The following is a 20,363-nucleotide window of genomic DNA, read 5'->3' on the forward strand; positions in this document are numbered from 1 at the left end:
GCCTCAGCGACAGACACCCCGCCTCTGGCTCAGCCCTCCAGGACGCGCGCCACCTGGGCCGCGAAATCCTCGCCGCGTTTCTCGAAACTGTCGTACTGGTCGAAACTGGCCGCCGCAGGCGCCAGAAGCACCGTCTCGCCCGGCTCTGCCTCGGCGGCGGCGCGGGCCACGGCCCTGGCCATGTCGGTGCAGACCTCGGCCTCGACCCCCTTCAGCTGCATGGCGAAATCGGCGGCCTCGCGGCCGATCACATAGGCCTTCACCACCTCGCCCGTGGCCGCCAGCAGCGGGTCCAGCCCGCCCTCTTTCTGCAAGCCCCCGCAGATCCAGCGAATGCGTTTGAAGGCGCCAAGGGCCTGTCTGGCGCTGTCCACATTGGTGGCCTTGCTGTCGTTGACGAAGGTCACGCCGCCCGCCTCGGCGATCCGTTGCGACCGGTGCGGCAGGCCCTCGAAACTGTGGAAGGCGCCTTCGATCACCCGGGGTGCCAGGCCAAGGCTACGCGCCACCGCATAGGCGGCGCAGGCGTTCTGGTGGTTATGGGCGCCGGGCAGCCCTGCCACCGCGCGCAGGTCGATACTGCCCACCTGACGGCCCTTGCGGTATTCCGACAGGAAGCCCTTGCGGGCAAAGACCAGCCAGCCCGGCCCGGCCAGCTTCTGCCCCGAAGAGATGCGGATCACCCGGTCGTCCGCCGCCCCTTCCGAGAGCTGCCCGGCCAGGAACATCCCCTCGGCCTCGTCCACGCCGATCACCGCCCGGTCCGGGCCCCCTTCCGCGAAAAGGCGCCGCTTGGCGGCGAAATAGCCGCCCAGCCCGGCGTGCCGGTCCAGGTGATCAGGCGAGAGATTGGTGAAGACGGCCACGTCCGGGGTCAGGGCGCGGGCCAGCTCGGTCTGGTAGGAGCTCAGTTCCAGCACCACCACGCCGCCGTCGCCGGGGGGCGAGATATCCAGCACGCCGCGCCCGATATTGCCCGCCAGCTGCACCTCGCGGCCCGCCTCGGCCAGCACATGGGCAATCAGCGCCGAGGTGGTCGACTTGCCGTTCGAGCCGGTGACCGCCACCACCTTGGGCGGCGTGTCGAAGTCGATCCAGTCCCCCTGCCCCAGCGAGCGGAAGAAGAGGCCGATGTCATTGTCCACCGGCACCCCCGCGGCCAGGGCATTGGCGATGGCGGGATGCGGGCGCGGGTAGAGATGCGGGATACCCGGCGAGGTCACCAGACAGGCCAGCCCCTCGACTCCCTGGGGCCTGGTCAGGTCGCGCAACTCCAACCCCTCGGCTGCCGCGATCTCGGCGGCGCGCGGCCCGTCGTCCCAGGCCACCACATGGGCGCCACCGGAGCGCAACGCCCGGGCCGCCGCCAGCCCGGACCGTCCGAGCCCCAGAATGGCCACCTGCTGCCCTGCGAACCCATCGACCGGAATCATGCGCGTCTCCTTCTAAGTGCACGGCCCGGACAGTGCCCCCGGAGCATGGGGAGTTGCAAGCTGGTCGCGGGGGGCCGCCTCCGGCGGGAGTATTTTGGGCCCAGTGAAAGAGCGGGGGCATGGGCGAAAGAGGCGCCGGGGACATACATGGTCAGCGTGCCGAGCGCGGGGGGCCGAAAGTGGGCCAGCCAGCTGGGAGAGGCGCGCGCCCGGCCCGAAGGCGAAAGGCCGGCCCGAGGCGGACCGGCCCTTTTCCATTTTTTGGCCAGAAATATCCCGGGGGTATCTCCGGCACGGAGACTGGGGCAGCGCCCCCTGCCCCCTCGGGCGCTAAGCGTTTAGCGCAGCTTCAGCGTGGCCAGGCCGACGATGGCCAGGATCAGCGAGATGATCCAGAAGCGGATGACGATGGTCGGTTCCGCCCAGCCCTTCTTTTCGTAGTGGTGATGGATCGGCGCCATCAGGAAGACCCGTTTGCCGGTGCGCTTGAAATAGGCGACCTGGATGATCACCGACAGCGCCTCGACCACGAAGAGGCCGCCGACAATGCCCAGAACGATCTCGTGCTTGGTGGCCACGGCGATGGCGCCAAGGGCGCCACCGAGCGCCAGCGAGCCGGTGTCGCCCATGAAGACCGCCGCCGGGGGGGCGTTGTACCACAAAAAGCCCAGGCCGCCGCCGATCAGGCCCGAGACGAAGATCACGATCTCGCCCGTGCCGGGGACGTAGTGCAGGCCCAGGTAATCGGTGAAAGTGGTGTTGCCGACGAAATAGGCGATGATGCCAAGGGCGGCAGAGGCGATCATCACCGGCATGATCGCCAGCCCGTCCAGACCGTCGGTCAGGTTCACCGCATTGGCCGCGCCGACGATCACGAACATGGCGAAGGGCACGAAGAAGACACCGAGGTGCAGCAGCACATCCTTGAACACCGGGAAGGCGATGGCAAAGCGCATCTCCTCGGGGTGGAACCACGAGGCCCAGAGTGAGGCCAGCAGAGCGATCAGAAAGCCGAGCGCCAGCCGCATCTTGGCCGAGACCCCGGCGGTGTTCTGTTTCGACACCTTGGCGTAGTCGTCGGCAAAGCCGATGGCGCCGAAGGACAGGGTCACGAAGAGGACCAGCCAGACATAGGGGTTGTCCCACCGCGCCCAGAGCAGCGTCGCCGTGGTCAGGGCGCCGACGATCAGCAGCCCGCCCATGGTCGGCGTGCCGGCCTTGGCCAGGTGCCCCTCGGGGCCGTCCGAGCGGATCGGCTGGCCCTTGCCCTGGCTGCGGCGCAGCACGTTGATCAGGCGCGGGCCGAAGAAGAAGCCGAAGAACAGCGCCGTCAGGAACGCCCCCCCCGCCCGGAAGGTGATGTAGCGGAAAAGGTTGAACAGGTCACCGCCATCGGACAGGGCGGTCAGCCAGTAGAGCATCGGGTCAGGGTCCTTTCAGGCGGGCCGCCCGGCAGGGCGCCGGATCGGCGGGGGCCTCTCAATCGTCGGCGGGATGGCTCAGTTTGCGCAGGGCGTCAACCACGGTTGACACTTTCGACCCCTTCGAGCCCTTGATCAGCACGACATCGCCGGCATCCACCAGCCGCAGGGCATTGGCGGCCAGGGGCTGGGCCGTGTCGCAGAAGCGGCCGCGCTGATGCAGGGGCAGCGCCTCGTAGAAGGGTTTCATCCGGGCGCCGACGCAATGGATCAGGTCGATCTGTTCCAGCGCGGACAGATCGGCCAGGGCGCGGTGCATGGCCAGCTCTTCCGCGCCCAGTTCCAGCATCTCGCCCAGAACGGCGATGCGGCGGCCATGGGCGTGGCGGCCCAGGTTGTCGCGCGGGCGCGAGGCGGCCAGCACGTCCAGCGCGGCCCGCATCGAGGCGGGATTGGCGTTGAAGGCATCGTCGATCAGCTCGAAGGACAGGGCGCGGTCCAGCGGGTCAAGAATGCGCCACTGGCGCAGGCCGCGGCCCGGCGGCGGCACCCAGCGACCAAGCGCCGCCAGCGCCAGCGCCCGGTCGAGGCCCAGCACATGGGCCACGGCCAGCACCGCCAGCGCGTTCAGGGCGAAGTGCCGCCCCGCCGCCTGAACCTTCCAGGTGACCGGGGTGCGCCAGGCGCGGGCCTCGCAGACCAGGCAATCCTCAGCCAGGTTCACCTGCATCAGCCGGTGATGGCAGTTGCGGCTTTCACCGAAGCGCAGCACCTTGGCGCCATTGGCGCGGGCGCCTGCAACCAGGATCGGCGTCGTCTCCAGATCGCCATTCAGCACCGCCACCCCGCCGGGTTCCAGCCCCTCGAAGATCGCCGCCTTCTCGCGCGCGATGCCCTCGATATTGTCGAACGCTTCAAGGTGGGCGGCCACCACGGTGGTGATCACCGCCACGTCGGGCCGGGCCAGCCGGGCCAGGGGGGCGATCTCGCCGGGGTGGTTCATGCCGATCTCGATCACCGCCAGTTCGGTGTCGCGCGGCATCCGCGCCAGGGTCAGGGGCACGCCCCAGTGGTTGTTATAGCTGGCCTCGGCGGCATGGGTCTTGCGCTGCGCGGCGAAGACCTCGCGCAGCATCTCCTTGGTCGAGGTCTTGCCGGCCGAGCCGGTCACCGCCACGACGCGGCCCGTCATCCGGGCGCGGGCTGCGCGGGCCAGGGCCTGAAGCCCCTCCAGCACATCCTCGACGATCAAGAGCGGCGCATCGGGGGCTACATCCTCGGGCACCCGGGTCACCAGGGCGGCGGCGGCGCCTTTCTCCAGCGCCTGGGCGACGAAGTCATGGCCGTCGCGGGCCGCCGACAGGGCGACGAAGAGATCGCCCGCCACCAGGGTGCGGGTGTCGATGGAGACGCCCGAGGCCGTCCAGTCGCCGCGCGCCTCGCCCCCCGTGGCGCGGGCGGCCTCGGCGGCGGGCCAAAGATCGCGGCTCATGCCAGCCTCCCGTCGAGGGCGGCCACGGCGACCGAGGCCTGTTCCACATCATCGAAGGGATAGACCGTGTCGCCCACGGTCTGGCCGGTCTCATGCCCCTTGCCCGCGATCAGCAGGGCGTCGCCGGGGCCAAGCGCGTCGATGGCGCGCAGGATCGCCTCGGCGCGGTCGCCAACCTCGATCGCCTCGGGGCAGCCCATCAGGACCGCCTGACGGATCGCCGCCGGATCCTCGGAGCGGGGGTTGTCATCGGTGACAAAGACCAGATCGGCGTTCTCCGCCGCCGCCTGCCCCATCAGGGGCCGCTTGGTGCGGTCGCGGTCGCCGCCGGCGCCGACGATGCACAGGATGCGGCCCATCACATGCGGGCGCAGCGCCTTCAGCGCGGTCGAGACCGCGTCGGGCGTATGGGCATAGTCCACATAGATTGCCGCGCCGTTGTCGCGGGTCGCGGCCAGCTGCATCCGGCCACGCACCCCGATCAGATGTGGCAGCACGCCGAAGACCTCGTCCGGGGTTTCCCCGGTCAGCAGCGCCAGCCCCGCGGCCAGCAGCACGTTTTCCCCCTGAAAGCCGCCGATCAGCTCCAGCGGCACCTGGTATTCCTGACCGTTGAAGCCGACGCGCAGGATCTGCCCCTGCGGCGTGAAGCGGCGCGCGATCAGGCGCATCTCGGCCTCGGCGCATTCGCCCACCGTCAACACGTCCAGCCCCTGTTCCTCAGCCCGGGTGGCCATGGTGCCCCCGCGCGCCCCGTCCAGGTTGATCACCGCGTGGCCCTCGGGCGCCAGAACGCGGGTGAACAGCGAGGCCTTGGCCTCGAAATAGTCGTTGAAACTGGCGTGATAGTCGAGGTGATCCTGGGTCAGGTTGGTAAAACCACCGGCCTGCAACACCACCCCGTCCAGCCGCCGTTGCGCCAGCCCGTGCGAGGAGGCCTCCATCGCGCAATGGGTGACACCGGCGCGGGCCGCCTCGGCCAGGACGCGGTGCAGGGTGATCGGTTCGGGCGTGGTATGGGCCAGGGCGTGGGTATAGTCCCCCTCCACCCCGGTGGTGCCCAGGTTGATCGCCGTATGGCCCAGGGCCTGCCAGATCTGGCGCAGGAAGGTCGCGACAGAGGTCTTGCCATTGGTGCCGGTGACGGCGGCCATGACCCGGGGCTGGGCGCCGAACCACAGGGCGGCGGCACAGGCCAGGGCCTGGCGCGGGTCCTCGGCCACCACCAGCGCGGCCTCGGCGCCCGCCAGGGCCTCGGCGGCGATCCGCGCGCCCTCGGCATCGGTCAGGATGGCGGTGGCACCCTGGGTCAGGGCGGTGGCGATGAATTCGGCGCCATGAATGCGGGTGCCGGGCATGGCGGCAAACAGAAAGCCCGGGGCGACATCGCGGCTGTCCACGGCCAGCCCGGTGACCTGCACCTCGCGGCCCGCCCGGGCGGTCAGCCCCAGTTCGGCCAGGCTCTTGGTTCCTGCGCCGCCCCCGTTCGCCCTGCCCTCTTCGTCGGTCATCCGCGTCGCCTTTCCGGGCCCCCGCCCACGCTGTGCGCTGTCTCTGCCCGGTCCGGCCCCGGAAACGCCCGGCCCCGCCAGGGCGGGCCAGCCGTCCCGGCGCCCGGGCGGATCAGTTCGATGTCAGCGTTATATCAGCCGCCGAGACGGGTTCAACGGCAGGCCGCAGCCCCAGCAGGGGGGCGATGCGCCGGATCGCCTCGGCCGCCACCGGCACGGCAGTCCAGCCGGCGGTGCGGCGGTCCTCGCCATAGATATGGGTCTCGGGCTCATCCAGCATCAGGATCAGCGTATAGCGCGGGTCCGAGGCGGGGAAGATCGAGGCGAAGGTGGCGATCGTCTTGTCCTCGTAATAGCCGCCCGAGGGCTTCAGCTTGTTCGCCGTGCCGGTCTTGCCGCCCACCTCGTAGCCCTGCACATCGCCGAAGGAGGCGGTGCCCTCGGTCACCACTTCGCGCAGCATCTGGCGCAGGCTGGCCGAGGTGGCCTCGGACATGACGCGGGTGCCCTCGGCGGGCAGGTCCCGTTTCAGCAGGGTCGGTTTCAGCAGCCGCCCGCCATTGGCGATGGCGGCATAGGCCGCGGCGATATGGGTCAGCGAGACCGACATACCGTGGCCATAGGACACGGTCATGGTGGTCAGTTCCGACCAGTTCGACTGGGTGCGTGGATCGGTGCCCGAGGCCTCGGCCAGTTCCAGCGGCACCGGATCCATCATCCCCAGACGCCGCAGGAACTGCTGCTGACGCTCGGCGCCGATGCGCTGTGCCAGCCGCGCCGTACCGATGTTCGAGCTTTCCACCAGGATCTCGCGCACATCGGTTTCGGTGCCCAGGTAGTGATCGTCGGAAATCGCGAACCGGCCCCAGCGGATCGGGCCGCGGATGTCGATCACCGTATCGGGGGTGGCGATCCCCTCTTCCAGCACCTGGGCGATGGTGAAGGCCTTGAAGACCGAGCCCAGCTCGTAGACGCCCTGCACCGCGCGGTTGAACAGCGGGCTGTCGTCCGGGTGCCCCGAGGTCGGGTTGTGCGGGCGGTCGTTGGGATCGAAGTCAGGCAGGCTGGCCAGGGCCACCACCTCGCCGGTGTCCACATCCATCAGCACGGCGGCGGCGCCCTTGGCCTGCATCAGCGACATACCGCCCGCCAGCACCTGCTCCAGCGCCGCCTGCACCGTCAGGTCCAGCGACAGGCGCAGCGGCTGACCGGCCTTGGCCGGGTCGCGCAGGCGTTCGTCGAAGGCGTGCTCCAGCCCGGCAGAGCCCTTGATCTCGGCCCAGCGGGTGCCCTCGTTGTCGAAGCTGGCGCCGCCCAGCAGATGCGCGGCGACCGGCCCGTTGGGATAAAGACGCATCTCGCGCGGGCCGAAATGCAGGCCCGGTTCGCCGATGTCATGCACCTGCTGGCGCTGTTCGGGGCTCAGCGTGCGGCGGATCCAGTAGAATTTCGACCCCGGCGTGGTGAAGCGGCGGGTCAGGGTCTCGGCGTCCAGCTCGGGGAAGATCCGCGCCAGTTCCTCGGCCGCATGTTGCGGCGCGATCATCTGGTGGGGGTGGGCATAGAGCGCCGAGGTTTCCATGTTGGTGGCGAGGATGCGGCCCCGACGGTCGACGATCTCGGCCCGGGTGGCAATGGGCTGGCTCGCGGCGCCGGCGCTGGCGGTGCGCGGTTCGGTGCTTTCCGAGGCGGCCATGACGCCCATGCGCAGACCGATCACCGAGAAGGCACAGAAGAAGGCCAGGCCCATGACCAGAAGCCGGGTCTCGGCCCGGGCGCGGGCCTGGTCGCGCATTTCCTCGTGACGGCGGCGGATGTTCTCGCGCTCGATCACATCGGGGTTCTCGCCCCGGGCGCGGGCATCCAGGATCCGGGCCAGCGGGCGTAGCGGGGTGCGGGTCATTCTGTGTCCTCCGCCCCGGCCTGATCCGGCGCAGGCCCCAGCGACGAGACGTCGACGGGATTGTTAAACACCACCTCCGGCATCGGCGCCGGGGGGAAGCGGATCTGGGTCACCTTGCCGAACTGCGACGGGTCCAGCGGCTGCAATTGCAGGTCGGGAAAGTTGATCTCGGCCAGCTCGCGCAGGCGGTCGGGACGGTTCAGATAGGCCCATTCGGCGCGCAGCATGTTCAGCCGGGCGCGGGCCTGGGCGATATCGTCCTGCAACTGCTCGGACCGGGCAATGGCCGACTGGGTCTCGTAATTCTCGCGGTAGGCCCAGAAGGCCAGGCCGATCACGAAAAGGGCAGAGACGAGATAGAGAAAGGTCTTCATCGTTTTCTCCCGCCTTTCTGGGCCGGTTTCGGCGCGCCGGGCATCCCCATGGCCGCGCGGTCGATCTCTTCGGCAGGGGCCGAGGTGCGGAAGCCGACGCGCAGCCGCGCCGAGCGCGCGCGCGGGTTCACCGCCAGTTCCTCGTCATCCGGGCCGATGCCCTTCTTGGTCTTCTGGGTAAAGGCCGCCACCTCGGCCTCTTGCACCGGGGCATAGCGGTTGACGTTGCCGGAATGGCCGGTGCGCAGCTGGAAGAAGCGTTTCACCATCCGGTCCTCGATCGAGTGGAAGGTGACCACTGCCAGCGCCCCGCCGGGTTTCAGCGCCCGCTCGGCGGCCATCAGCCCCGAGGCCAGGGCGCCGTATTCGTCGTTCACCGCGATGCGCAGCGCCTGGAAGCTGCGGGTGGCCGCATGGCTTTGGCCCGGCTTGGAGCGCGGAAGGCAGCGTTCGATCAGCTCGGCCAGGCGCAGGGTGGTGGTGATCGGCTCGACCTCTCGGGCGCGGACGATGGCCCGGGCGATGCGGCGCGAAGCGCGCTCCTCGCCATAGAGATAAAGGATGTCGGCCAACGCCCCCTCTTCCATCTCGTTGACCAGATCGGCGGCAGAGGGGCCCGACTGCGACATGCGCATGTCCAGCGGCCCGTCGCGCAGGAAGGAAAAGCCGCGTTCGGCCAGATCCAGCTGCATGGACGACACGCCCAGGTCCAGCACCACGCCGTCCAGCCCTTCGGGTACCTGGGCCTCGGCCACCGCATCGAGATTGGCAAAGTTGTCCTGGACGATCTGCAACCGATCCCCATAGGCGGGGGCCCAGCCCTGCGCCATCTCCAGCGCCAGGGGATCCTGGTCGATGCCGATCACCCGGTCCGCCCCGGCCTCCAGCAGGCCGCGCGCATAGCCGCCCGCGCCGAAGGTGCCGTCAATCCAAGTGCCGGAAACCGGGGCCACGGCGGCCAGCAGCGGGCGCAGCAGCACGGGCACATGGGGCGCCTCGGCCTTTGCATCCGGTCCGGAGGGTTTCGGGGGCTCGGGGTGATCGGTCATGGATCAATCCTCCGAGGACGGAACGAGGGAAAGATGCGGCCGCGCCTGGGCCTCGGCCCGCAGATCGTCCAGCAGGGCCTCGGGATCGAAATCCTCGTCCTCGTCGTCCAGCAGCGCTTCCTGCTCTTCGACCATGGCCTCGTAGGCCTCGGGCCGCCAGATCTGGAAGGTCTTGCCGACGCCGGCAAACAGCACCGTCTCGCCCGCGCCCACGCCGATCTTCTCGCGCAGCTTGGCAGGCAGGACGATCCGGCCCGTGTCGTCGATGGCAAATTCGGTGGATTGCGAGATGTACCAGCGGCGCATCAGCTTGGTGCGCGGCTTGGACTGCGGCAGGCGCAGGATCATCTCGACCGTCTCGGACATGGTCTCGGCCGAATAGCATTCAACGTGATTGTCCAGGTGGCCACCAAAGACGGCATACATGCGGGCGGTCTTGCCGGGGGCGTATTCGCTGTCCTGGGATTCGAGCACGGCACGGAACTTGGCCGGGATGGACACCCGACCCTTGGAGTCCACCTTGAACTCCTCTTCACCCGTGAACCTTTTTTCGCTCAAGGCTCCACTCGTCCCCTGCCCCCACTTGACCTGAAAAACCAGTTGCGATTCCCTGAAACGGAAAACGGCGGATAGGACTGCTGCCACTGCCCTATCCGCCGCCCTCGTCCCGTTTCCGGGTGGTCCGACTACGCGCGGCCACCTGGGGGGATGTCTGCTCGCCCCGCGCGCCGGATCTCTGGTTATGTGTGATGAAGGCGGGGCCTGTACTACTAACTGCCTGGGATGTCTTGCGAGGTCTGTCGCCTCTTATGCCCTATGTTCCCGTCCTCATCTGCCAACATGGTTTACATGGGATGACATGGAAGGCAAATGGTTTTTAGGGGATTTCATGGGAAAACCTAGTCCCAGCAAGGGGTCGCGAACAACATATGGGGGTCCGCAAGGGGCGCTCAGGCGCTCAATTTGCGGCCCAAAGGGGGGCTTTCCACCAGATATGGTAGATCCCTGAGGCCCGCCCTGACCGGTGCCCGACAATCCCACAAGGCCCCATCAAAAGCGCAAAGCCGGGGCTGGACGTAGGGTAAAGCAGGGCGCCAGAGGCCCCGTCGTTCCCCCTCGCGCGCCTGCCCGGCGCTCTCGCCAGGGTGATTCGCCGCGATCGGGGCGCGATTGTCCTGTGATTGGCCCGGCGCGGGCGCCGACCCCGGCGGTGCCGGGCCGTCCCATGGGGAAAACCGGGCCAGTGCCGGGCGATCCCATGGCCCGCACCGGGCCAGTGCCGCAAGATCCCATGACCGAGCCCCAGGCAGGTGCCGGGCCATCCCATGGCCGGTGCCCCCCCCTGCCCCGACGCAAAACCCCCGGCGCACCAGGCACCGGGGGCAAAGGGAAAGAGCGCGATAACGTCCTGCGTCGGGAAAGGCTCAGGCCTGCCCTTCGGCGATCAGCCGGGCGGCCAGATCGGCATAGGCCTGGGCCTGCGCCCCCTCGCCCAGGGCAATGGGGGTGCCCGCATCGCCGCCCAGGCGGGTGTCCAGATCCAGCGGCAGGGCGCCCAGCAGGGGCACGCCCAGCTTCGCGGCCTCGGCGGCAACGCCGCCATGGCCGAAGGGATGCGCCTCATGCCCGCATTGGGGACAGATATAAGAGGCCATGTTCTCGACCATGCCGACCAGCGGCACCTTCAGGGTCTGGAACATGTCGATGGCCTTGCGCGCATCCAGCAGGGCCACATCCTGCGGGGTCGAGACGATGATCGCCCCGTCCAGCGAGGACCGCTGGCCCAGGGTCAGCTGCACATCGCCGGTGCCCGGCGGCAGGTCGATCAGCAGCACGTCCAGCTCGCCCCATTGCACCTGGGTCAGCATCTGCTGCATCGCGCCCATAAGCATGGGGCCGCGCCAGACCACCGCCTTGTCCTCGGCCATCATCAAGCCGATGGACATCAGGGTCACCCCATGGGCGGTCAGCGGCTCGATCGTCTGGCCATCGGGCGAGGCGGGCCGTTTCGTGGCCCCCATCATGCGCGGCTGCGAAGGGCCGTAGATATCGGCATCCAGCAGACCGACCTTGCGGCCCTGTTTCGCCAGGGCCACCGCCAGGTTGGAGGAAACGGTGGATTTGCCCACGCCCCCCTTGCCCGAACCGATGGCCAGGATCCGCTTCACCCCTGCCGGGCGCATCGGCGCGGTCTGCGGCTTGGGGTGGCCGCCCAGCTTCAGGCTCGGGGGCGCCCCGGCGCCTGCGGGGGCGGCCCCGCGCCCCGCGCCCGAGGGCTTGCCCTCATGGGCGGTCAGCGCGGCGGTGACCCGCTCGATTCCCGGCAGGGCGGCGACCAGATCCTCGGCGGCGGCGCGGATCGCCTCCATCTTGCGGGCGGTGGCAGGATCGGGCGCCTCGATGACAAAGCGCACCGTGCCGCCCTCGACCGACAGGGCGCGGATCATGTCGCGACTGACAAGAGAGCCGCCATCGGGCAGGGTCAGACGGTTCAATTCGTCCAGAATCTGGTCACGGGTCACGGTCACGGGGGGCACTCCTTCAGGCCTGAGACGGGCTTTGCGTCAAGGTGCGCATTTTGGCGCAAGGAACAAGGGGCGCCGCGCAGATCGCCGAAACAACCGGCTGCGCCTTGGCGCACGGCCATTGCTGCACCGCAGCATGGCGCGCCGCCAAAGCGGTTTGGAAACGGCAGCGCGACGCAGACTCCAGCCAGGCGCACGGCCCGGAGCCCCGCCAGGCATTCATTTCCACACATATAATCGAAACGACGTAGCGTCACGAATCCCAGGCTTGTTTTACTGGGGTGCCGCACATATTCCGCCCAATTCTTGGGCATTAAGGCGGCGTTCACTTTAGGTCATGATTGCTTATGCGCTTGCTGCATAGCGGCGTTGAGGATCCGTCCATTGTGCATACGCAGCAAATGCGCAAATAAGGTCACAACAGCGGCGACGGAGACAGCCGGAACGTTAGCGCCAACAAGCGGCGCAAGGGACCGGAACCTGAACTGCGATACTAGTTTACACCTGTTTTCGACCCGTTCCCACGATGTCGAGTTCGTTACGTGAAGGATGAGTGAAATGGCATACGCAACCCACACCCCGGCCTCCCTGGCCCCGCAGTCCGGCTTCCCCCGGTTCCTCGGTTCGGTGGCGGCCCGCTACGCACGCTACTCCAAATACCGGCGCAGCATTTCCGAGCTGTCCGCGCTTACCAACCGTGAGTTGTCGGACCTGGGCCTGCACCGGTCGATGATCAAGTCGGTCGCCTACGAGGAAGCCTACGGCGCCTCGGCGTAACGACACCTGGGATCAGTCGGCCCTCTCCTCCTCCCTGGGCCACTGAGACTGGCGGCGGTGCCTCTCCTCCTCCCTGGCACCGCCGCACCGAATACCGGAGCTAAAGGCTCCACCACAGTTCGCCACCCTCTCCTCCTCCCTGGGTGGTGATGTCAGTCCCGGCGGGAGCTCTCCTCCTCCCTGCTCCCGCCGGAACACTGACAGCCCATACGGTCGCTCTCTCCTCCTCCCTGAGCGGTCGTTGTATCCCGGAGATGCCTCTCCTCCTCCCTGGCATCTCCGGACCCATTCAGGGGACGTTCCGCAAGGTCCTTCCCCAGCCAGTTCGCCGCTCTCTCCTCCTCCCTGAGCGGTGATGTCAGTCCCGGCGGGAGCTCTCCTCCTCCCTGCTCCCGCCGGAACACTGACAGCAGATACGGTCGCTCTCTCCTCCTCCCTGAGCGCCCGTTGTATCCCGGAGATGCCTCTCCTCCTCCCTGGCATCTCCGGACCCATATCGGGGACGTTCCGAACGGTCCTTCCCCAGACTTTCGCCGCTCTCTCCTCCTCCCTGAGCGGTGATGCCAAGACCGGCGGAGGCTCTCCTCCTCCCTGCCTCCGCCGGACGTCTTGGACGACATACGCGGCCCTCTCCTCCTCCCTGGGCCCGCGTTGATTGACCGCGGTGCCCTCTCCTCCTCCCTGGGCACCGCGGTTTTTCATTTTCAGGACAGGTGGTTGTTGGGCGTCAGCCCAGCTGCGCAGGGGGCCTTGCCCCCTCTTGGGCCCCTGCCGGGCTCAATTCGCCCCCAGAGCATTTGTAGCTTCAGGATAGAGTGCGCCGAAGCCCGGCGCGGCACCGTTGCCCCGCAAGACCAGGGCCCTGCGACCACCCCTTTGCGCAAGTCCGGCACAGCTGCGGGAGCGCCTTCTTTCCATTCGATGGCTGGAAATACTCCGGGGGGAATGACGCGCGCAGCGCGGCAGGGGGGCAGGGCCCCCTGCCTGTCACATGTGTCACCTGCGACGACCACCGGGCAGAGCGCCCGCCCCCTCCGATCCGTTGATGCAAACCCTCAGAAGGGCACGTCATCCGGATTGGTGACGAATTTCGCCACGACCTTCTTCACCCCGGCCTTGTCGAAGGCGATCTCGAGCTTGTCACCCTCGACCCCCAGGATCTCGCCATAGCCGAACTTCTGGTGGAACACCCGCTCGCCTACCGTGTGGGACGAAGCGGCGGTCATGTCGATGACCGGGCTGCGGCTTTCGCGCGGCTGGCTGACCGGGCGCTCGCCCGCGCGGGCCTGCATCCGGCGCCAGCCGGGGGAGTTGTAGACATTGGCCTCGGCCATGCGCGTCTCGATCCCCGATTGCACCGACCCGCCCGAGGCCGCACCATAGCCGCCACCGTAGAGACCCGGGGGCGTCAGCACCTCGACATCCTCTTCCGACAACTCGTCGATGAACCGCGAGGGCAGCTGGCTTTGCCATTGCCCGAAGACCCGCCGGTTGCCCGCGAAGGAGATCGTGCACAGCTCTTCGGCGCGGGTGATGCCCACATAGGCCAGGCGGCGCTCCTCTTCGAGGCCCTTCAGGCCCGATTCGTCCATCGAGCGTTGCGAGGGAAAGAGCCCGTCTTCCCAGCCGGGCAGGAAGACCACCGGAAACTCCAGCCCCTTGGCCGCGTGCAGGGTCATGATCGACACCTTGGGTTCGGCATCGTCGTTGCGTTCGTTGTCCATGATCAGCGCGACATGTTCGAGGAACCCTTGCAGGTTGTCGAAATTGTCCAGCGCCTTGACCAGTTCCTTGAGGTTCTCCAGCCGGCCGGGCGAATCCGGGTTCTTGTCGTTCTGCCACATCTCGGTGTAGCCCGATTCGTCGAGGATCTGTTCGGCCAGCTCGACATGGGAAAACGGCGCCTGGGGCCGGTCGTCGTCCATCACCACATCGTCTTCATCCGCCAGGGTGGCGGCGGTGGTGTGCAGCCGGGCCACCTCGTGCCAGCGGTCGATCTGGTCGATGAACAGCGACAGCTGCGCCGCGCCCTTCCCCGTAAGTCCCTTGTCCTGCAACAGGATCCGCGCCCCATCCAGCAGCGAGGTGCCATTGGCCCGGGCCGCCATCTGGATCTTCTGCTGGGCCTTGTCGCCCAGGCCACGCTTGGGCTGGTTGACGATCCGCTCGAACGCCAGGTCATCGCTGGGCGAAGTCACCAGGCGGAAATAGGCCATGGCATCGCGAATCTCGAGCCGTTCGTAGAAGCGCGGGCCGCCGATGACGCGATAGGGCAGGCCGATGGTCAGGAAGCGGTCTTCGAAGGCGCGCATCTGGTGCGAGGCGCGCACCAGGATCGCCATTTCATCGGCCGAGAAGCGGCGCAGCGCCCGAGTGCCGCCTTGCAGCGCCTCGATCTCGTCGCCGATCCAGCGGGCCTCTTCGTCGCCGTCCCAATGGCCGATCAGGCGGATCTTCTCGCCCTCTTCGGCCTCGGTCCACAGGGTCTTGCCCAGGCGGTTTTCATTGCCCGCGATCACCGCCGAGGCGGCGGCCAGGATATGCGGGGTCGAGCGATAGTTCTGTTCCAGCCGCACCACCTTGGCGCCGGGAAAATCCTTTTCGAACCGCAGGATGTTGCCCACCTCGGCGCCGCGCCAGCCATAGATCGACTGGTCGTCATCGCCCACGCAGCAGATGTTCTTATGCGCCCCCGCCAGCAGACGCAGCCACATGTACTGCGCCACGTTGGTATCCTGGTATTCGTCCACCAGGATGTATTTGAACCAGCGCTGGTACTGCTCCAGCACATCGGGGTGGGCCTGGAAGATGGTGACCATGTGCAGCAGCAGGTCACCGAAGTCGACCGCGTTCAGCTCGCGCAGGCGGGTCTGATAGTGTTCGTACAGCTCGGTGCCGCGATTGTTGAAATGCGGCGCTTCCGAGTTGGGCACCTTGGCCGGGGTCCAGCAGCGGTTCTTCCAGTGGTCGATCAGCCCGGCCAGCTGCCGCGCGGGCCAGCGTTTCTCGTCGATATTGGCGGCCGCGATCACCTGTTTCAGCAGGCGGATCTGGTCGTCGGTGTCCAGAATGGTGAAGTTGGTCTTCAGTCCCGCCAGTTCCGCATGGCGGCGCAGCAGTTTCACGCAGATAGCATGGAAGGTGCCCATCCAGCGCACGGAGTCGCGCACCGAGAAGGGCGGCGCCGCCAGCCGGTCCTTCATCTCTTTCGCGGCCTTGTTGGTGAAGGTGACGCACAGGATTTGGTCCGGACGGGCGCGCCCGGTAGTCATCAGATGCGCCACCCGCGCCATCAGCGCCTTGGTCTTGCCGGTGCCCGCCCCCGCCAGCATCAGCACCGGACCGTCCAGCGTCTCGACCGCCTCGCGCTGCGCGGGGTTCAGATCGTCCAGATAGGCGGTGCTGCGCATCCCGGCCATGGCCCGCTGCGTGAGAGAGCCGCGCGCGGGCGCCGCCGCCGCTTCGAATGCGTCATCTTCGGAATAACTGCTCATGGCCATCAGACTAGCGAAATCGCCGGACAAGGGAAAGAGACGTTCCCGCTCCGTTCTCTCTCTTTTTGCGCCAGGGCGATCCGGCGCCGAAGGGGGCGCCCCGCCGCCCCTGCCCGGCAGGTCGCAATCCGCCGGAATTGCGCCGCAGCCGATGCGCCTGCCCATCCCCGCGCCATGACAGGATAAGCCATGCGCTGAGCGAATTAATTGTTCATGCAAATTACTTCGGCACTTGCGCTGCGCTGCGGCATCGCGTTTGCTGGGGAAAAGGGGCGGATTTGCACGCCCCGTGCCTGCAGACGAGGAGCAGACATGGCCGAATTCCAGAAAATTCTCATCGCCAACCGGGGTGAAATCGCCATCCGGATCATGCGGGCGGCAAACGAGATGGGCAAGACGACCGTCGCCATCTATGCCGAAGAGGACAAGCTGGGGCTGCATCGCTTCAAGGCGGACGAGGCCTACAAGATCGGCGAGGGGCTGGGCCCGGTCGCCGCCTATCTGTCGATCGAAGAGATCATCCGCGTCGCCAAGATGTCCGGGGCCGATGCGATTCACCCGGGCTATGGCCTGCTGTCCGAGAACCCCGAATTCGTCGATGCCTGCGTCGCGGCGGGCATCACCTTCATCGGGCCCAAGGCCGAGACCATGCGGGCCCTTGGCGACAAGGCCAGCGCGCGCAAGGTGGCCATCGCCGCGGGCGTGCCGGTGATCCCGGCCACCGAAGTGCTGGGCGATGACTTCGACGCCATCGAGAAAGAGGCGGCCGAGATCGGCTATCCGCTGATGCTGAAGGCCAGCTGGGGCGGCGGCGGGCGCGGGATGCGCCCGATCAACGGCCCGGAAGAGCTGAAGGACAAGGTGCTGGAAGGCCGCCGCGAAGCCGAGGCCGCCTTCGGCAATGGCGAGGGCTATCTGGAAAAGATGATCACCCGCGCCCGCCACGTCGAGGTGCAGATCCTGGGCGACAAGCAGTGCCATATCTACCACCTCTATGAACGCGACTGTTCGGTGCAGCGCCGCAACCAGAAGGTCGTCGAACGGGCCCCCGCCCCCTACCTTTCCGAGGCGCAGCGCGAGGAGATCTGCGAGCTGGGCCGCAAGATCTGTGCCCATGTGAATTACGAATGCGCGGGCACCGTCGAGTTCCTGATGGATATGGAGACGGGCAAGTTCTACTTCATCGAGGTCAACCCCCGGGTGCAGGTGGAACACACCGTCACCGAAGAGGTTACGGGCATCGACATTGTCCAGGCCCAGATCATGATCGCCGAGGGCAAGAGCCTGGCCGAGGCCACCGGCAAGGCCAGCCAGTATGACGTGCGCCTGACCGGCCACGCGCTTCAGACCCGGATCACCACCGAGGATCCGCAGAACAACTTCATCCCCGACTATGGCCGCATCAGCGCCTATCGCTCGGCCACCGGGATGGGCATCCGCCTGGACGGCGGCACCGCCTATGCGGGGGGCGTGATCACCCGCTATTACGACAGCCTGCTGGTGAAGGTGACGGCCAGCGCCCAGACGCCCGAGAAGGCCATCGCCCGCATGGACCGCGCGTTGCGCGAGTTCCGCATTCGCGGCGTCAGCACCAATATTGCCTTCGTGCAGAACCTGCTGAAGCACCCGACCTTCCTGAACAATCAGTACAGCACGAAATTCATCGACACCACGCCCGAGCTGTTCGATTTCCGCACCCCCGCCGACCGGGGCACCAAGGTGCTGACCTATATCGCCGACGTCACCGTCAACGGCCATCCCGAGACCAAGGGGCGCGCCGGTCTGCCCGAAGGGTTCAAACTGCCCTCCCCGCCCCCCGCCGGGCCGCAGGTGCCCCCGGGCAGCAAGACCCTGCTGGACGAAAAGGGCCCCAAGGCCGTGGCCGACTGGATGCTGGCGCAGAAGCCGCTGCTGATCACCGATACCACCATGCGCGACGGCCATCAGTCGCTTCTGGCCACCCGGATGCGCTCGATCGACATGATCCGCGCCGCCCCCAGCTATGCCGCCAATCTGCCGCAGCTCTTCAGCCTGGAATGCTGGGGCGGCGCCACCTTCGACGTCGCCTTCCGCTTTCTGCAAGAGGATCCCTGGCAACGGCTGCGCGACATCCGCGCCGCCTGTCCCAATATCCTGACCCAGATGCTGCTGCGCGGCTCCAACGGGGTGGGCTATACCAACTATCCCGACAACGTGGTGCAGGCCTTCGTCAAACAGGCCGCCGCCACCGGCATGGATGTCTTCCGCGTCTTCGACAGCCTGAACTGGGTCGAGAACATGCGCGTTGCCATGGATGCGGTGATCGACACCGGCAAGATCTGCGAAGGCACAGTCTGCTACACCGGCGACATCCTGAACCCCGACCGGGCGAAATATGACCTGAAATACTACGTCGCCATGGCCAAGGAGCTGGAGGCGGCGGGCGCCCATGTGCTGGGCCTCAAGGATATGGCGGGGCTGCTGAAACCCGCCGCCGCGCGGGTGCTGTTCAAGGCGCTGAAGGACGAGATCCAGATCCCCATCCACTTCCACACCCACGACACCTCGGGCATCGCGGGCGCCACCATACTGGCCGCCGCAGAGGCGGGCGTGGATGCCGCCGATGCGGCGATGGACAGCTTCTCGGGCAATACCTCGCAGCCGACCCTGGGCTCGATCGTCGAGGCGCTGATGCATACCGAGCGGGACACCGGGTTGGATATCGAACAGATCCGCCAGATGTCCGACTACTGGGAAGCGGTGCGGGCGCAGTACGTGGCCTTCGAAAGCGGGATGCAGGCCCCGGCGTCGGAGGTTTATCTGCACGAGATGCCCGGCGGGCAGTTCACCAACCTGAAGGCGCAGGCGCGCTCGATGGGGTTGGAGGAACGCTGGCACGACGTGGCCCATACCTATGCCCAGGTGAACCAGATGTTCGGCGACATCGTGAAGGTGACGCCCTCGTCCAAGGTGGTGGGCGACATGGCGCTGATGATGGTCAGCCAGGGGCTGTCGCGCGAAGAGGTCGAGGATCCGGAGCGCGAGATCTCCTTCCCCGACTCTGTGATCGACATGATGCGCGGCAACCTGGGCCAGCCCCCGGGCGGCTTCCCGCCCGCGCTGGTGGCCAAGATCCTGAAGGGCGAGGCGCCCAATACCGAACGTCCCGGTGCCCATCTGCCGCCCGTGGATTTCGAGGCGGTGCGCAAGGAGATCTCGGAAAAGCTCGGCGGGCGAGAGGTCGACGACGAGGACGTCAACTCCTACCTGATGTACCCCAAGGTCTTCCTCGACTACGCCACCCGCCACGCCCTTTACGGCCCCGTGCGCACCCTGCCCACCAAGACCTTCTTCTACGGCATGGAACAGGGCGAGGAGATCTCGGCCGAGATCGACCCCGGCAAGACGCTGGAGATTCGCCTGCAAGCCGTGGGCGAAACCCATGAGGACGGCGAGGCGCGGGTCTTCTTCGAGCTGAACGGCCAGCCCCGGGTGATCCGCGTGGCCGACCGATCGGCCACCGGCGGCGCCGCGGCGCGGCCCAAGGCGGATCCGACCAACGCGGCCCATGTGGCGGCCCCGATGCCGGGCGTCGTGGCCTCGATCGGGGTCAGCGCGGGCCAGGCGGTGAAACAGGGCGACCTGATCCTGACCATCGAGGCGATGAAGATGGAAACCGGCCTGCACGCGGATCGCGACGGCACCATCAAGGCGGTGCATGTGACGCCCGGCGCGCAGATCGACGCCAAGGATCTGCTGGTGGAATACGAGGACTGAGGGGACGGCAGGGGCTCTGCCCCCGCCGCCGAAGGGCGGCAAATGTCCGGAAAAGGGAGGCTCTGCCCCCGCCGCCGTGCGGGCGCCTCCCCCGGGATATTTTTGGCAAAAGAGAAGAGGGGGCGAGGCGCGCAGAGCCTTGCCGCCGCGCCGGGATATCAGAACGCCCTTGACGGATGCACAAAGGGCGCCTCGTGGGGCGCCCTTTCTCTTATCCGACAGCCGGAAATACTCCGGGGAAGTCGCCCGCGGGGCGGCGGGGGCAGAGCCCCCTTTTCCCTTCCATGTGCCGCCATCCGGCGGCGGGGGCAGAGCCCCCTTTGCTTTCCATTTGCCGCTGTCCAGCGGCGGGGGCAGCCCCCCTGCTCCGCGCGGGCCTCAGCCGTCCTTGCGCTCGGCCGCCTTCTTCATCCGCTCCAGCAGCTCCTCTTTCGAGGGGCGCCCCTTCTGGGCCGCCGTGCGATCCTGATCCTTCGCCTTGTGGCGCGGAACGCCCTTGTGCGCCTTGGGCGCCCCCATCTTCGAGTAATCCATCGCGTCCTCCTTGGACAATGCTGGGCCCGCTCATGCCTCTTTACCACGGATCCGGCAAGAGCTTGATCGCGGCGCCCCATCCCGACTAGGTCTG

14 protein-coding genes are annotated in these 20,363 nt (G+C 67.5%); 2 read left to right on the top strand and 12 right to left on the bottom strand.

What is annotated here, in order from left to right; all coding sequences use genetic code 11:
* Positions 1-29 precede the first annotated feature (29 nt).
* The 9 genes from murD to ACRARE_RS14795 all read right to left on the bottom strand — a co-directional run bounded on the left by murD (position 30) and on the right by ACRARE_RS14795 (position 11,711).
* Positions 30-1,433, bottom strand: a complete 1,404-nt coding sequence (gene murD / locus ACRARE_RS14755; protein ID WP_432657210.1) for a UDP-N-acetylmuramoyl-L-alanine--D-glutamate ligase — start codon at positions 1,431-1,433, stop codon at positions 30-32.
* A gap of 338 nt (positions 1,434-1,771) precedes the next feature.
* Positions 1,772-2,854 (bottom strand): phospho-N-acetylmuramoyl-pentapeptide-transferase, encoded by a 1,083-nt coding sequence (gene mraY / locus ACRARE_RS14760; protein WP_432657211.1) that lies wholly within the window; start codon positions 2,852-2,854, stop codon positions 1,772-1,774.
* A gap of 58 nt (positions 2,855-2,912) precedes the next feature.
* Complete coding sequence (locus ACRARE_RS14765; RefSeq protein ID WP_432657212.1) at positions 2,913-4,346, bottom strand: UDP-N-acetylmuramoyl-tripeptide--D-alanyl-D-alanine ligase; 1,434 nt, start codon at positions 4,344-4,346, stop codon at positions 2,913-2,915.
* Positions 4,343-5,857: a UDP-N-acetylmuramoyl-L-alanyl-D-glutamate--2,6-diaminopimelate ligase gene (locus ACRARE_RS14770; RefSeq protein WP_432657213.1), complete on the bottom strand. Its 1,515-nt coding sequence runs from the start codon at positions 5,855-5,857 to the stop codon at positions 4,343-4,345. The genes ACRARE_RS14765 and ACRARE_RS14770 overlap by 4 nt, the downstream gene beginning before the upstream one ends.
* A 112-nt stretch (positions 5,858-5,969) precedes the next feature.
* A complete protein-coding gene (locus ACRARE_RS14775) occupies positions 5,970-7,760 on the bottom strand; it encodes a peptidoglycan D,D-transpeptidase FtsI family protein (RefSeq protein WP_432657214.1) in 1,791 nt (596 codons plus the stop codon).
* On the bottom strand, positions 7,757-8,134 hold the full coding sequence (ftsL, locus tag ACRARE_RS14780; RefSeq protein WP_432657215.1) for a cell division protein FtsL: 378 nt from the start codon (positions 8,132-8,134) through the stop codon (positions 7,757-7,759). The genes ACRARE_RS14775 and ftsL overlap by 4 nt, the downstream gene beginning before the upstream one ends.
* Positions 8,131-9,183 (bottom strand): 16S rRNA (cytosine(1402)-N(4))-methyltransferase RsmH, encoded by a 1,053-nt coding sequence (rsmH, locus tag ACRARE_RS14785; RefSeq protein ID WP_432657216.1) that lies wholly within the window; start codon positions 9,181-9,183, stop codon positions 8,131-8,133. Before rsmH ends, ftsL begins: the two co-directional genes overlap by 4 nt.
* A 3-nt stretch (positions 9,184-9,186) precedes the next feature.
* Complete coding sequence (locus ACRARE_RS14790; RefSeq protein ID WP_432657217.1) at positions 9,187-9,828, bottom strand: division/cell wall cluster transcriptional repressor MraZ; 642 nt, start codon at positions 9,826-9,828, stop codon at positions 9,187-9,189.
* Between the two features lie 779 nt (positions 9,829-10,607).
* Positions 10,608-11,711, bottom strand: a complete 1,104-nt coding sequence (locus ACRARE_RS14795) for an Mrp/NBP35 family ATP-binding protein (RefSeq protein ID WP_432657218.1) — start codon at positions 11,709-11,711, stop codon at positions 10,608-10,610.
* A gap of 555 nt (positions 11,712-12,266) precedes the next feature.
* Between ACRARE_RS14795 and ACRARE_RS14800 the strand changes: the two genes are divergently transcribed.
* Positions 12,267-12,485: a DUF1127 domain-containing protein gene (locus tag ACRARE_RS14800; RefSeq protein WP_432657219.1), complete on the top strand. Its 219-nt coding sequence runs from the start codon at positions 12,267-12,269 to the stop codon at positions 12,483-12,485.
* A gap of 12 nt (positions 12,486-12,497) precedes the next feature.
* Here the strand turns inward: ACRARE_RS14800 and ACRARE_RS14805 are convergent, their stop codons facing one another.
* Together ACRARE_RS14805 and ACRARE_RS14810 are read right to left on the bottom strand one after the other, a co-directional pair.
* The gene (locus tag ACRARE_RS14805; RefSeq protein WP_432657220.1) at positions 12,498-13,187 is read right to left on the bottom strand and encodes a hypothetical protein; all 690 of its coding nucleotides are present in this window, start codon (positions 13,185-13,187) and stop codon (positions 12,498-12,500) included.
* 353 nt (positions 13,188-13,540) lie between these two features.
* Entirely contained in the window at positions 13,541-15,979 is a 2,439-nt protein-coding gene (locus tag ACRARE_RS14810; RefSeq protein ID WP_432657221.1) for an ATP-dependent helicase, read from the bottom strand.
* A gap of 312 nt (positions 15,980-16,291) precedes the next feature.
* Between ACRARE_RS14810 and ACRARE_RS14815 the strand changes: the two genes are divergently transcribed.
* Complete coding sequence (locus ACRARE_RS14815; protein WP_432657222.1) at positions 16,292-19,735, top strand: pyruvate carboxylase; 3,444 nt, start codon at positions 16,292-16,294, stop codon at positions 19,733-19,735.
* A gap of 378 nt (positions 19,736-20,113) precedes the next feature.
* Here the strand turns inward: ACRARE_RS14815 and ACRARE_RS14820 are convergent, their stop codons facing one another.
* The gene (locus ACRARE_RS14820; protein ID WP_432657223.1) at positions 20,114-20,269 is read right to left on the bottom strand and encodes a hypothetical protein; all 156 of its coding nucleotides are present in this window, start codon (positions 20,267-20,269) and stop codon (positions 20,114-20,116) included.
* Between the last annotated feature and the right edge of the window lie 94 nt (positions 20,270-20,363).

It is taken from the genome of Pseudooceanicola aquaeponti (genome assembly GCF_050897975.1).
In the GTDB taxonomy this organism is placed as follows: domain Bacteria; phylum Pseudomonadota; class Alphaproteobacteria; order Rhodobacterales; family Rhodobacteraceae; genus Pseudooceanicola.